Raw genomic sequence first — 14,551 nt, forward strand, 5'->3', positions numbered from 1 at the left:
TCACGGAAGAACGGAACTTAGGAGACCAGATATGCAGCACGCTTTTCTCTCGATTGACACCATCAAGGGCGAGTCGCACGACGACAAGCACAAGGACTGGATCGAGATCCAGTCGTTCTCGCAGGACCTGTTGCAGCCGCGTTCGGCCACCGCGTCGACCTCCGGCGGTACCACGGCAGCCCGCGTGAACCTGTCACCGATCGAAATCACCAAATCGATCGACCTCGCCTCCACGGCCCTTAACCAGGCCGCCGCCAACGGCACCACCTTCCCGAAGGCCCGCGTGGAGTTCATGCGCGCCGACAAGGACGGCAACGCGATCAATTACTACCTGGTCGAGTTGATGAATGTGCTGGTCCACCGCGTCACCACTACGGTGGACAAGGAGGGCATGCCCCAGGAGGTTGTTCAGTTGAGCTTCGGTGCCATCAAGTGGACTTACCAGCAGCAGAAGCCGGAAGGCGGTGTTGGTGGCAAGACCGTGGCGCAGTGGAGCGCAACCAAGAACATCCCGAACTACACCGTGTGATGTTGTGTCGCTGCGATGGCGCCTCGTGCGCCATCGCAGTCTGATCCGGCGGGGCCAGGAGCGGCCTTGCCTCGCTGCACCGCTGCCGCATGCACGGATGCCGAAACCTGAGTGGATGGACCAATGAAGGGACTCGAACCCAGTCTGCTGGAAAAACTGTTCGACGATACCCCCAAGCAGCCGGGTGCCGGGCCGGTATTCAAGTCCGTCTCGCTCGAGCAGTACAAGGAATCCATCGCCCGCGACCTGGAAGGGCTGCTGAACTCCCGCGCCGCGTTCCAGGAGAGCGACATGCAGGAGTTCCCGAACTGCCGCCAGTCGCTGCTGACCTACGGGCTGGCCGATTTCTCGGCGATGAGCCTTGCCAATGCCTACGACCGCTCGGCGATCTGCCGTTCGCTGGAACAGGCCGTGGCGCGCCACGAGCGCCGCCTGAAGAACATCAACGTGCACCTGGACGCCGGCAACCAGTTCGCCGGCGGCCTGCACTTCACCATCCATGCGCTGCTAGACCTTGAGCCAGCGCGTGAGCCCGTCAGTTTCGATGCGATGTTGCAGCCCTCGACATTGCAGTACCAGGTGACGCGCGCGCGTCGCACGCAGGCCGGCTGATGCAGGACCTGCTGCCCTACTACGAGCGCGAACTGGCTTACCTGCGCCGCTATGGCCGCGAGTTCGCCGAGCGCTATCCCAAGATCGCCGGGCGCCTGCAGCTGTCGCCGGAAGGCAGCCAGGACCCGCATGTCGAACGCTTGATCGAGGCCTTCGCGCTGCTCAGTGCGCGCGTGTCCAAGCGCATCGAGGACGACTACCCGGAGTTCACCGACGCGCTGCTGGACGTGCTTTACCCGCATTACCTGCGCCCGTTCCCGTCGTGCTCGATCGCGCACTTCGACATGGACGGCGTGGCATCCAAACTCAGCGCGCCGGTCCGCATCCCGCGTGGCACCGCCCTGCAGAGCCGGCCGGTGCGTGGCGTGCCCTGCGACTTCCGCAGTGCCTATGACGTGGTGTTGGCGCCCATCGGCGTGCAGCAGGTGGTGTACCGCGGGGTAGCCGAGGCCCCGATGGCAACGACCCTGCCGGCCGGCGTGGGCGGGCAGATCTCGCTGGGCTTCCAGCTGCTGTCCGACCAGTTGGGGTTCTCCCAGCTCGGCACCGAGAAGCTGCGGTTGTTTCTGGACGGCGAACCGTCGGTACGCGCGGCGTTGCGTGATGCGCTGATGTACGGGGTCAAGGCCGCCTATGTCGAATCGGACGGCGACGGCCGCTGGCGACGCCTGGAGCAGGTGCCTCTGGAAGCGGTGGGGTTTGCCGACAACGAGGCGTTGATCGATTTCCCCGCGCGCTCGCATCCGGCCTATCGGCTGCTGACCGAGCTGTTCGCCTACCCGGAGAAGTTCGGCTTCGTCGACCTTCACCTGCCGACGGTGACCGCCGGCGCCAGCCGTCGCTTCACCCTGCACCTGGTGCTGCAGAGTGCCGGCAACGACCGCAGCAACACGATGGTCCTGGAGGAACTGGGCGTGCACAACGTGCGCCTGGGCTGCACGCCCATCGTCAACCTGTTCAAGACCAGCGGCGAGCCGATCCGGGTCACCCACCGTACGGTGAACTACCCGGTGTTGGCCGACGCGCGGCGCGCGTTCGCCTACGAGGTGCATTCGATCGATTCGGTGCACCGCATCCGGCAGACGCCGCAGGGAGAGGTGATCCAGGCATTCCGGCCGTTCTATTCGCTGCACCATGGCGAGGACCCGGAGCGGACCGGACAGTACTGGGTCGCGCGCCGCGATGAGGACGTCGCCCGGCAGAGCCCCGGCTTCGAGATGGAGATCAGCTTCGTCGACCTGTCCTTCAACCCGGTGTTGCCGCAGACCGATACGGTCAGCGTGGAACTGACCTGCAGCAACCGCGACCTGCCCAACCAGCTGCCTTACGGCGCGGCCGGCGGTGACCTGAGCATGGAAGGCGGCAGCCCGGCGCGCTCGATCGGCCTGCTGCGCAAGCCGACCAAGCCGCTGCGTTTCCGTCATGGGCGCAACGCGCAGTGGCGGCTGATCTCGCACCTGTCCTTGAACCAGCTGTCGCTGACCGGCAGTGGCCTGCCGGCGCTGAAGGAGATGCTGCGCCTGTATGACCTGTCCGGCTCCAATGTCTCGGCGCGCCAGATCGACGGCATTCTCGGCCTGGAGCAGCACCCGGCCACCACGTGGATGTCCGGCCGCCAGTTCGCCTCGGTGGTGCGTGGCCTGGAGATCCGCCTGACCATCAATGAAGCCCACTTCGTGGGCACCGGTGTGGCCGCCTTCGCCCAGGTGATGGACCACTTCTTCGCACTGTACGTGCACGCCAACAGTTTCACCCGACTGGTGCTGGTTTCCGGCGACAGCGGGGAGGAGATCGTCCGATGCCCAGCGCGCAGCGGCGAATCGATCCTGGCGTAGCGCAGCAGCTGCTCGCCGAACCCCACCGCTTCCAGTTCTTCCAGGCGGTGCGGTTGCTCGAGCAGGTGTTCCTGCGCCAGGGCGTCACGCCCGGGCAGGCGGTGCCCATGCGGGTGCGTTTCCGCAACACGCTCTCGCTGGGGTTCCCGGCGACCGAGCTGTCCTCCGAAGGCACGGTGGTGTCGCTGAAGGGCGAGGCCCTGCAGGACGCGCAGGCCATCGAACAGGCGCTGCACGACGAGACGCTGGGCGAGGTGCACCTGACCCCGCAGTTCATGGGCCTGCTGGGCACGGCCGGTGCGCTGCCGCTGCATTACACCGAGACCCTGCAGCTGCGTGAGCTGTACCAGCGCGACCGCACGGCGCGCGCGTTCCTGGACATCTTCTCCACGCGCGCGGTGTCGCTGCATTACGCCGCGTGGAAGAAGCACCGCCTGGCCCTGCAGTACGAGCTGGACCGGCGCGAGCGCTTCCTGCCGCTGGTGCTGTCGCTGCTCGGCATGGGCATGAGCGAGCTGCGCGACCGCCTGCACGAGGGCCAGGGCGAGATCTTCGACCAGGCCGTGGCGTACTACGCCGGCGCGGTGCGCCAACGGCCGGTGTCCGCTGCGTTGATGCAGCGTGTTCTGTCGGACTACTTCAAGGTGCCGGTGGAACTGGAGCAGTTCGTCGGCGCCTGGTATCGCGTGCCGTCCGGACAGGCATCGCGGCTGGGACAGGCCAATGCCGTGCTCGGCGCCAGCGCGCTGGCCGGCGACCGGGTCTGGCAGCGTGACCTGCGCATGCGCCTGCGCATCGGGCCGCTGCGACGCGACCAGTTTGACGACTTCCTGCCCGGCGGCAGCGCCGCCGAAGCGCTGGCCAAATGGTTGTCGCTGTTGACCGGGGGCACGCTGGAATACGAGGTAAGGCTGGTGCTGCGCGCTGACGACGTGCAGGGCAGCGCATTGGGCGAAGGCGGCGGTGCGCGCCTGGGCTGGGACAGCTACATGACCACGCGTCCGCAAACGGCATCGCGCGAAGACACGACCTATGGCATCCACACGTTGCAATGACCCCATGCCCTTGGCGCCGGCGCCGGGGGCACCCGAACTGATCCAGCATGGAGTGCGCGTTTCTGCATGAGCATCAACCTCAAGACCCTGATCAGCAAGTTGGACGACACCTGCCGGCAGGCCGCCGAGCGGGCGGCAAACCTGTGCATGTCGCGTGGCAACTACGAGGTGGACCTGGAGCACCTGTTCCTGGCCCTGCTGGAACAGCCGCAGTGTGACTTCGTGTTGATCGCTCGGCGCAGCGGCATCTCGCCCGAGTCGCTGGAGCGCGACCTCAACGACGAGATCAGCCAGTTCAAGACCGGCAACAGCCGCACGCCGGTGTTTTCGCAGCACATTCCCAAGCTGTTCGAGCATGCCTGGCTGATCGCGTCGCTGGACTCGGAGACCACCCGCATCCGCAGCGGCCACCTGCTGCTGGCGCTGCTGACCGAGCCGGACCTGGCGCAGCTGGCGTATCGCGGTTCCAAGCTGTTCGTGCGCTTCAAGCGCGACGAGCTCAAGCACGACTTCGCCAAGCTGACCGAGGGCTCGCAGGAGTCCGTGCAGACGGTGCGTTTCGCCGATGCTGCTGCGCCCGGCGCAGAAGGCGCGGACGGCGACGATGCCATGCCCGGCGAGGCCAAGGGCGGGCTGTCCAAGACGCCGGCGCTGGACCAGTTCACCACCAACCTCACCCAGCGTGCGCGCGAGGGCAAGATCGACCCGGTGATCGGCCGTGATACCGAGATCCGGCAGGTGATCGACATCCTGATGCGTCGCCGCCAGAACAACCCGATCCTCACCGGCGAGGCCGGCGTCGGCAAGACCGCGGTGGTCGAGGGCCTGGCCCGGCGCATCGCCGAAAAGGACGTGCCCGAGGTGCTGCAGGGTGTTGAACTGCACACGCTGGACATGGGCCTGCTGCAGGCCGGTGCCAGCGTCAAGGGCGAGTTCGAGAACCGCTTGAAGAACGTGATCGACGAGGTCAAGAAGAGCCCGCACCCGATCATCCTGTTCATTGACGAAGCCCACACCATGATCGGTGCCGGCGGCGCCGCCGGGCAGAACGACGCGGCCAACCTGCTCAAGCCGGCATTGGCGCGCGGCGAGCTGCGCACCATCGCCGCCACCACCTGGGGCGAGTACAAGAAGTACTTCGAGAAGGACGCCGCGCTGGCCCGTCGTTTCCAGGTCGTGAAGGTGGAGGAGCCCAGTGAGGCGCTTGCCGCCGCGATGCTGCGTGGCATGGTCGGTTTGATGGAGTCGCACTTCGGCATCCGCGTGCTGGACGAGGCCGTGACCGAGGCCGTGCGCCTGTCGCATCGCTACATCAGCGGCCGGCAGCTGCCGGACAAGGCGGTCAGCGTGCTCGACACCGCCTGCGCCAAGGTCGCCTTGGGGCAAAGCGCGACGCCGGCCATCATCGAGGACACCCGCAAGCACCTGGACCGCCTGCAGGCCGAGATCGATGCGCTGCAGCGCGAGACTGCCGGTGGCAACGACCAGCACGGTGAACGACTGGCCGAGCTGCATGCGCAGCAGGCCGAAGCGCAGGCCGTGCTGGCCAACAACGAAGAGCGCCTGGGCCGTGAGCGTGAACTGGCCGGGCGCGTTGCCCAGTTGCGGCAGCAGCTGGAGCAGGCGCCGCCACCGCCACAGGCGCAGGGCGAAGCCATCGAGGAAGGCGAGGGCGATGTCGCCGTCGCCAAGCCGGCCAGCAAGCGCAAGGCCGCCAAGCCGGCGCAGTCGCCGCAGCATGCCGAACTGGCGACGCTGCAGGCCGAACTGAAGCAGTTGCAGGGTGAAACCCCGATGGTACCGCTGCAGGTGGATGGCACCGTGGTGGCGGAGATCGTGTCGGCCTGGACCGGCGTGCCGCTGGGGCGCATGGTCAAGGACGAGATCCGCACCATCCGCTCGCTGGGCAACCTGCTGGTGGAGCGCGTCATTGGCCAGGACCACGCGCTCGATGCCATCGCGCAGCGCGTGCGTACCGCCACCGCCAAGCTGGAAGACCCGAACAAGCCGCGGGGCGTCTTCATGTTCGTCGGCCCGTCCGGCGTGGGCAAGACCGAAACCGCGCTGGCGCTGGCCGACATCCTGTATGGCGGTGAGCGCAAGCTGGTCACCATCAACATGAGCGAGTACCAGGAAGCGCATAGCGTGTCGGGCCTGAAGGGGTCGCCGCCGGGCTACGTAGGCTACGGCGAAGGTGGCGTGCTCACCGAGGCGGTGCGCCGCAACCCCTACAGCGTGGTGCTGCTGGACGAGGTGGAGAAGGCCCACCCGGACGTGCTGGAGATGTTCTTCCAGGTATTCGACAAGGGCGTGATGGACGATGCCGAAGGCCGCGAGATCGACTTCCGCAACACCCTGATCATCCTCACCTCCAACATCGGCTCCGCGCAGATCATGCAGGCCTGCCTCAACAAGCCGGCCGAGGAGATCCCGGCCGCCGATGCGCTGGCCGAGGCGCTGCGCCCGATCCTGATGCGCAGCTTCAAGCCCGCCTTCCTGGGCCGCCTGAAGGTGGTGCCGTACTACCCGATCAACGACGACGTGCTGGTGAAGATCATCACGTTGAAGCTGGGTCGCATCCGCGACCGTGTCGTGGCCAACCACAAGGCCACTTTCAGCTGGGACGACAGCCTGGTTGAAGCCGTGTTGGCGCGTTGCACCGAGGTGGATTCGGGCGCGCGCAATGTGGACCACATCCTCAACGGCACCCTGTTGCCGGAGATTGCCGAAAGTGTCCTGGCTGCGATGGCGGAAGGAAACCGCATCAACGCCATCAAGGTCACCGCCGGCAAGAAGGGTGATTTCAAGTACAAGGTTTCTTGATTACCAGCAAAGGAGAATGACGATGGAATTCTATGGATTTGACCGCGAAGCCGCCCTCAAGCATTGCGACAGCCTGGAGGTTGGCCTTGCACGTGACCTGGACCGCGTCCGCGCCTGGAACCGGGTGCGCCCGGAACACGTGATCGAACTGCTGGATACCGCTGCACCGGCCGCACGCTGGGAAGCGCGCAACGTGGCCGCGCAGATCAGCCGCGGCTCTTGGCGCGTGCACATGGACGCGGCGGTGGTCGGCAAGCCGCAGCTGGTCAGCAACGCGCGCGAGGTGCAGATCACGGCCGGTGGCCGCGACTATCGGCTGAAGATCAGCGAAGGCGTGCGCCTGCAGCTGGAAGAGATCGTCCAGGGCGTGTGACCACTCCCGCGCGCACTGGCCGGTACCGGCAATGCGCGGGGCAGGGGGGTGCACGAATGCAGCGGTAGCGTGAACGGAACGCATGCCTGAGGGGGCAGGCACGCGTACTGCAAGGCAGGGAACGACCATGGATCTGGCAAGCAACATACTGGCAGCGCTGGCGGGGCCGGCGCATGCACAACGCTTCCTGCGGCTGCATACCGCGCTGGGAAGCGAGGTGCTGGTGGCTGAAACCCTCGATGGCGTCGAGCAGGTCGATGGCCCGGGCTTCCAATGGACCATCACCGCGTTGTCCACCGATGCCGGGTTGGAGCTGGGGCCGCTGGTCGGCCAGGCCGCCCTGCTTCAACTGCAACAGGCCGACGGCAACCTGCGCCCGCTGCATGGCCGGATCACCGCCGCCGAGCGCATCGGCAGCAATGGCGGCCTTGCCCGCTACCGCCTGCGCCTGCAGCCATGGCTGGCGTTCCTGTCCCAGCGCGTGGACAGCTACGTGTTCCACGACAAGACCGTCGTGCAGATCGTGGAGGATGTGTTCGCCGACTACGGCGTGTTGGCACCGGCGTGGCGCTGGTCGTTGCGTGATGCCAACCAGTACGCGCGGCGCAGCCTGACCACGCAGTACCAGGAGAGCGACCTGGCCTTCGTGCAGCGCCTGCTCGCCGAAGAAGGCATCTATTACTGGTTCGAGCACGAGGGGCAACCTTCGGACGCGGACTTCGGCAAGCACACGCTGGTACTGGCCGACCACGGCCACGACGCCACCGATGCGGGCAGCGTGCGTTTCCATCGGCGCGATGAAAGCGAGCGCAGCGACACCGTGCAGCGCTGGGACGTGGCGCGGCGGTGGCGCACCCACCGCGTGGAGCGCGCGACCTGGGACCACCGCACCCTCGAGCGCCGGCAGGCCAGCGCCGCGGCGGAGAGTGCCAGCGACTTCGGCATCGTCGACCGCGACACCGGCGGTCCTTACGGTTGGCAGGACAATGCGCGCGGACAACGCCGCGCCCAGCAGCACCTGGACGCGCCGCGCGTCCAGACCCACCAGATCGAAGGCGCCGGCCAGTGGCGGGCGCTCGCACCCGGCACCCGGTTCGGCCTGCAGCAGCATCCGCAGGTGCAGGGCGATGCCCGCTTCTTCTGCCTGTCGGTGCAGCACCAGGCACGCAACAACCTGGACGCCGATGTGTTCGATGCACTGGAGCAGCTGCTTGGGCCTGCGGCCATCGCGGTACCGTCGCTGCCTGCCGCACTGGCCGGCACCGCCCAAGCCGATGCAAGCCGCAGCGTGGAGACCGCCTTCTACGACAACCACTTCGTCGCGGTGCCGGCCGAGGTGAGTTACCGGCCGCAGACCGACGATGGCCATGGCGGGCGCCTGCATCCGCGCCCCACCATCACCGGTACGCTCAGCGCCATCGTGGTCAGTGACGGCGAGCCACTGCTGTCCGACCGTGACCACCGCATCAAGGTGCAGTTCCCGTGGCAACGTGGCGGCAACGGCAGCAGCGGGCGCGATCATCCGGGCGGTGACAACAATGCCAGTGCCGACGGCAACGCCTGGACCTGGGTGCGCGTGATGACGCCCTGGGCCGGCGACAACTGGGGCGGCGTGGTGTTGCCACGACGCGGACAGGAAGTGCTGGTGGCCTTCCTGGAAGGCGACATCGACCGGCCCGTGGTGGTCGGCAGCCTTTACAACGGCCGCGGCCAGCAGGATGCACAGCACAACCAGATCAACGGCGGTGGCGCCAACGCCACCGGCAACGCGGCGGCCTGGTTCGAAGGCAACGACCACGCCGCGGTGTTCACCGGTTTCAAGAGCCAGGCGCTGGCCGAAAGCCAGTCCGGCACCGGCGGCTACCAGCAACTGCGCTTTGACGACACCCCCGGCCAAGGCCGCACCCAGCTGTCCACCACCCAGCACGAAAGTGCGCTCACGTTGGGGCATGTCAAAGCGGGGCAGGACAACGTGCGTGGCGCCGAGCGCGGCTTCGGCGCCGAGCTTTCCACCCGCGCCCAGGGCAGCCTGCGTGCCGGCAAGGGCCTGCTGCTGACCACCGAGCAGGGTGCACAGCAGCTCTCCGCGTCGCAGGCGCTGTCGCAGCTGATGGAAGGCCAGAACCTGTTGAAGTCATTGGCCGACTCGGCGAAGGAGCAGAAGGCGCAGCTGCCCAAGGACCAGGACGAACTACCTGCGGACAAAATGCTGAGCGAGTTGCAGGAGCAGCTCAAGGCGACGCAGGGCGGCAGCAGCGGTGGCGCCATCGCCGGTGGCGGCGGTGAGGCACCGGGTTGGAGCGCACCGGCACTGCTGGGCAGCGGCGTGGCCGGCGTGCTCAGCCTGACGCCTGCCGACCAGGCCTGGGTGAGCGGCACGCACACCCTGTTGAGCGCGGGCGTGGCCCTGAACTGGATGACGCAGGGTGCGCTTACCCTGGCCGTCGCCAACGGCCTGGTCGTCTATACCGTTGGCCAGAAGGCACGGGGCGAGAGCCCCAACCAGGAGAGCGGCATCGCGTTGCACGCCGCGCAAGGCAAGGTCAGCGCCAGGGCGCACAAGAACCTGGCCAAGGTGGCCGCCAAGACCGACGTACGCATCGCCAGCACCGAAGCGGACGTGCAGTTGTCCGCCCCCACCAAGCACCTGCTGGCCAATGCCGCCGGTGCGTACATCCGGATCGAGGGCGACAACATCGAGCTGGGCGCGCCGGGGAAGATCGAGTTCAGGGCGAGCCAGAGGGAGTGGGTGGGGCCGGCGAGTACAAGCGGCTCTCAATCCATTCCGGAAGCCGAGCTGAAAGCATGCCCCACCAAGGATGATGCGGCAGCTGCATCTGGCGCCGCTTTTGTCTGAAGATGGATACAAACCAAAAAAAACAGTCCATTCAACGGTTTCTGGCTGAGCGTGCGGCTGGTTCGGAACACGGGCTTGTCGTGATGCTGGATCGCTTCCTGGATCGCGGCGCGGGTTTCCAGGAGTTCGTTGGCCGCGATTGCCATTCGGTTGACGTGTGTTTGAAGCACCCTGCATTCACGGATGTCTGCCGCACGCCGCGACTTGTTCATATCAGGCCAGAAGACTCCGACCTGATTGCGTGCGTCCTCGACCTCGCGTTGCGAGAGCAGGCCTTCCCTCTACAGGAAGCTGCTGCCGGATTGTCCGTGGCCGGATGGATGGAAACCGATGCTCCGCTGGAAGTCTTGGCCAGGCATTTCGCAGTAACAATGGAGCAGCGCCTTGGGACGACCGGCCAACTGCGGGTGTTGCGGATCTCCGATCGACGCGTACTCGAGTTTGTCTGGGCTCTTCTGGATATTCCTCAGCGGCGCTCGTTGTTGGGTCCCATCACTCACTGGCATTTCATTGATCGACGAGACGAGATACAGAGCCTTGCTCTTAAGGACGGCGATCAACGCCACGAAGTTTCCGGCCAGAGGTTGCGACTCGATCACGCACAGTGGCTGGAGTTGGAGCAATGTCAACAGGTCCAGGAGATGGCTCGTGGTTGGAAAGGCATGGTTGAGGTGCTTCCCAAGGATTACCTTCGCCAGTTGCGTGCGGCGCTTGCCTCCGCAAAACGTCTTGGCTTGTCGGTAAATCACGATATTCAACTGTTGGCGGCCTACATATTGCAGATTCATCCTTTGCTCGCCAGCCATCCCACGGTGGTTGCGTTGGTTGAGCGCTCAGTAGCCGAGCGGTCGCCGTTGATGGATGCCTTGGCTGAGATTCCCGATCCGGAGGGTTGGGACCAGATCAAGAGTGAACTGGGGCCGGTCAGGTTCCCCCACTTTGCCTTCGACACGGCGCAAACTTAAGGAACACAGGAATGTTCGACGGTAACCAGCCGATAATGACTTACGGCCCCAGGGCCATTCAAGCCGCGAGTGCAGCAAGCCGATGTGGCCAAGGCGGTTGTCCATCGTGTGTGAAAACAGGATTGCCCGTGCTGGTGGTGAGGCCCGGGGTGGTCGCCAAGCCTTTCATGTCCGGTATCCAAGGGCATCTTTCGCCATTGCTGCGGGGGATTGGCCTGCCCAAGCTCAAGTACCTTGATTACGCGGCGCGCACGCTGCGCGAGGGGTACCTTTACGCTTTTTATGAAAAGGCCCATACGCCGGAGATCAAGGCACAAGGTGGCTGGCAGGTGAATCTGGTGGACGAAGGTGGCTACCTGACCCCGGTTCCGCTCTCGCCTATTCCATTGGTCGGGGTGGGTGAAGTGCCGCGGTTCTCGTGTGAGCGCACGGCCGGTTATGCTGCTGCGATGTTGTTTGTCATTCCCGATGCGAAGAACACGGGAAGAGTATGGGTGGCTTTCAGCGAGAACCCCTGGGCTCCCAAGGTCTTGGAACGCTACGCAAAAGACGAGGGCTTGCGGAACAGGAGAATGACCTGCATCAACGCTCCAGCAGCGTCGTGCCCGGCGTCGCTCCCGTTCACTGCGGGTTCTGCAGAGCAACTCATCTACGACTACTCGTACACGACCGTGGCATTGGCGGGCGATGCTGGGCCATACCCGCGCTGGAGCCCGCGCATGGCTAGTGGACTTTCCATGGAGCTGAAACTTCCGGGAACAGCGCCCCCCCGGATGCGTTCTGAGGTCGCGCAGGATGTTGTGGTTGCTGCCAGGGAAATGCTGTCGCGGGGGCGCAACCAGTATTCCGAATCTGATCTGCGGATGGTCATGGTTGATGATGTTGTGGGCATTGCTCATGAAACTGCGGTGCTGCGCACAACCTACTTCAAGAGTGCGAATGACTACGTCCTTGGCCGTGCCGACGGAAACGCGGAGAAGGCTGACTGGATGCTCAAGTCGGCCCTGAGCATAGAAGGCTTGATGGGCAGCCTGAGGCAGGCAGGCCAACGTAAGCAGCAGGAGTACGACGAGGCAGGGTACTCGCGCTATCACAACACCTCGATGATGCACGACGTATTTGTGCAACTTCAACAGGGTAAGCAGCTCCCGGCTGAAGCGGAGTTTGTGCCCAATAGGCAGGTGAATGTCGCCGCAGGCGGTCCATTGGCTTCAGGCTATTCCGTTCCCGACTATTCGGTTCCTGGAAGGGTAGTTCTGCCTTCCCCGGTCAACCAGGCGGAGGAACAGTGCGAAAAGCTCCGTAAGAAGCTTCGTGGACGGGGAGCGAAAGCGGACTATCGGAGTTTTCTCGACGCCTACGAGACGCATGCTCGAAGGGATGCGGAGGGAATTCTGGCAATGGAGGGGGATCATTTCGATTGCCTCGATTGCGCCCCGAGAAAATTTCTGTTCGAGTACGACTTCGATGAGGACGATAAGCTCAGCGGCTTCTTCTATGCGTGCACCGCTGCTCGCGTCCTTCATGGCGGCCATATCACCGGCAACACCGCACAGGAGCAGGGGGAGGCTGGCGCCGGCAATCTGGGGAAGGGCAAAGGCGGGGAATGGTACGCGCGCTACCTTGGCGATGACCCGACCTTGAAGGAAAACATCCTGTTGAGAGCGTTGCTTGGCAATACCTCGCAGGGCTTCAAGGAGTGGCTCGACAAGCGGGACGGGCACTTCGGCATGATGGGCAACGTTCTCGATAATGTTGAGGAACTTTCGCGGAATCCCGCGGCAGCGGGCTGGGTGAGGTTCGGAGGGAAGCATTCAAATGCATTGCGCATGCTTGCTTCCGGGTATGTGTCCGGGCTGCTGCCGATTGTCGGGGGAGCGGCATGTCTGCTTCAGTTGGCAGGGCGCATGACGCCCGTCGCCCTGGCGCGGATGACGAGTTTGATTTCATTGGTAAGCAATGCCGGTGCCCGCCACGCTGGCGTCACTTTGGTCGGCGTCACCATGCCGCTGTATAAGGCGCTGCGCGTATGGCGGCGGATGATGATAAATACGCAGGATGCGGCAATCGCCGCAGGACGTGTCACCGCAGCGAAAGGAACGGCGGTCGTCAACTTCAGCAGCATGCTGAAATCTATTGGCGCGACTGCGGCTGCTGATACGTTGGTTGAAGTCTACATGTGGGTGGATAAGGCCCCGCGCGAGATGGAGGCTTGGGCGCAGGCAAATGCGCTGAAGTCGGTTGCGCTGACAGGGGCCATTCGTCAAGGATCGAGAGCGGCCCAGTACGCCATTCGATTGATGCCAGGCGTAATGAGTGGAGCCTGGACTCAGGCGACCCGCCATATCAACGGGGCCACGCTTGCACAGCTGACAGGGACAAGCGGAAAGGTATTGGCCAATGGAACGGCGATCATGGCTGGTGGCGCCGGGGTGCTTTCTGTTCTTTCAGTGATGAAGAACTATGAGCAGTTCAAGAATGGTAATGAGGCCGAGCGAGCAGAGGCTGCTGTAGGAATGCTGACGGGGGCATTAGCATTCAGCGGGGCTGCTCTTACGCTGCAAGAACAGATATATAAGTCTCAAAGTAAGGACTTGCAAGCACTGTCCATGAAGGCGTGGGCGGGGAGGCTTATTGCAGCAGCATCATTCATCGATGCATGTGTGACTCTGGGCAAAGGTTTATACGCGGCACGCAGAGGGAATTACTCAGCATCAGGTGTTCTTGCATTGCAAGCAATAGTGTTGCTTGGGGCGGGTGTCACTGCATGGGCGGCAGCACTAGGTTCGTCTGCGTCATTCCTCGGAATTGGCATGACTGGCTGGGGGCTTATTCTTGCGTTACTCGGAATCGGGTTGACATTTCTCTATTATTACCTGAAAGACTCTCCGTTGGAGGAATGGGCGGCGCGCTCTATTTGGGGCGAGAATCTTGGCGACCATTTTCAAGGCTTGGCGATAGAGCAACGAGATTTGGATATGCTGAGGCTTGGCGTAAAGATGGAGTTTGAAGTTCGTCTTTCTATGGAGATGGCTAGCCCCGGAGGCAAGGGAGTTTGGGCGAATGCATTGCCATTGTTTGCAATAAAGAATATGTTGCAAGATGTTGATTATTCGAAGCGTTTGGGGGCGGTGGAAGCAAGGGTGCGCATTAGTATGCCGAGTGAGCTGTATCGCGAAGTAAATGTATACATAGGAATATATGCTTCAGTGTCAGGGGGGCGGGGGATGGCACTTCTCGGAGCATACATGCCTGGCACGAATCGCTGGGGGTTCCTGGAGAGTGAGTATCCAAACGTCAAAGATTTGAGAGATAGCGTGCTGCAGATGGGGCATGAGAATGGAGAGAATGGGAGTTATATAATTTCCAAGTCGAGTGGAATGCCTTTTATTGGGTATGAAAACGCGCACGCAATAGTTTGGGTGCAAGAAAAGGATGCGAGCAGCGATGCCGCAGAAGATGGCGCGGACTTCAAGATTAAGTTAATCGACGGGGAGTAACT

At 63.9% G+C, this 14,551-nt stretch carries 9 protein-coding genes; all 9 read left to right on the forward strand.

Annotation, left to right across the window (positions count from 1 at the left end):
• Positions 1 to 31: 31 nt before the first annotated feature.
• The 9 genes from ACIPR8_RS07320 to ACIPR8_RS07360 all read left to right on the forward strand — a co-directional run bounded on the left by ACIPR8_RS07320 (position 32) and on the right by ACIPR8_RS07360 (position 14,549).
• Positions 32 to 529, forward strand: a complete 498-nt coding sequence (locus tag ACIPR8_RS07320; protein ID WP_132864111.1) for an Hcp family type VI secretion system effector — start codon at positions 32 to 34, stop codon at positions 527 to 529.
• 123 nt (positions 530 to 652) lie between these two features.
• Positions 653 to 1,141 carry a type VI secretion system baseplate subunit TssE gene (gene tssE, locus ACIPR8_RS07325; protein WP_132864110.1) on the forward strand — a complete coding sequence of 163 codons (489 nt, stop codon included), beginning with the start codon at positions 653 to 655 and terminating at the stop codon, positions 1,139 to 1,141.
• On the forward strand, positions 1,141 to 2,976 hold the full coding sequence (gene tssF / locus ACIPR8_RS07330; protein ID WP_446540590.1) for a type VI secretion system baseplate subunit TssF: 1,836 nt from the start codon (positions 1,141 to 1,143) through the stop codon (positions 2,974 to 2,976). The genes tssE and tssF overlap by 1 nt, the downstream gene beginning before the upstream one ends.
• Positions 2,940 to 4,031 (forward strand): type VI secretion system baseplate subunit TssG, encoded by a 1,092-nt coding sequence (tssG, locus tag ACIPR8_RS07335; protein ID WP_446540591.1) that lies wholly within the window; start codon positions 2,940 to 2,942, stop codon positions 4,029 to 4,031. The genes tssF and tssG overlap by 37 nt, the downstream gene beginning before the upstream one ends.
• 66 nt (positions 4,032 to 4,097) lie before the next feature.
• Positions 4,098 to 6,854 (forward strand): type VI secretion system ATPase TssH, encoded by a 2,757-nt coding sequence (tssH, locus tag ACIPR8_RS07340; RefSeq protein ID WP_446540592.1) that lies wholly within the window; start codon positions 4,098 to 4,100, stop codon positions 6,852 to 6,854.
• A gap of 22 nt (positions 6,855 to 6,876) precedes the next feature.
• Positions 6,877 to 7,227 (forward strand): hypothetical protein, encoded by a 351-nt coding sequence (locus ACIPR8_RS07345; protein WP_192288492.1) that lies wholly within the window; start codon positions 6,877 to 6,879, stop codon positions 7,225 to 7,227.
• Positions 7,228 to 7,354: 127 nt separating this feature from the next.
• Complete coding sequence (locus ACIPR8_RS07350) at positions 7,355 to 10,084, forward strand: type VI secretion system Vgr family protein (protein WP_446540593.1); 2,730 nt, start codon at positions 7,355 to 7,357, stop codon at positions 10,082 to 10,084.
• A gap of 2 nt (positions 10,085 to 10,086) precedes the next feature.
• Entirely contained in the window at positions 10,087 to 11,049 is a 963-nt protein-coding gene (locus ACIPR8_RS07355) for a DUF4123 domain-containing protein (protein WP_446540594.1), read from the forward strand.
• Positions 11,050 to 11,060: 11 nt separating this feature from the next.
• Entirely contained in the window at positions 11,061 to 14,549 is a 3,489-nt protein-coding gene (locus ACIPR8_RS07360) for a T6SS effector BTH_I2691 family protein (RefSeq protein WP_446540595.1), read from the forward strand.
• Positions 14,550 to 14,551 lie beyond the last annotated feature (2 nt).

This window comes from Stenotrophomonas sp. LARHCG68 (assembly GCF_052871705.1).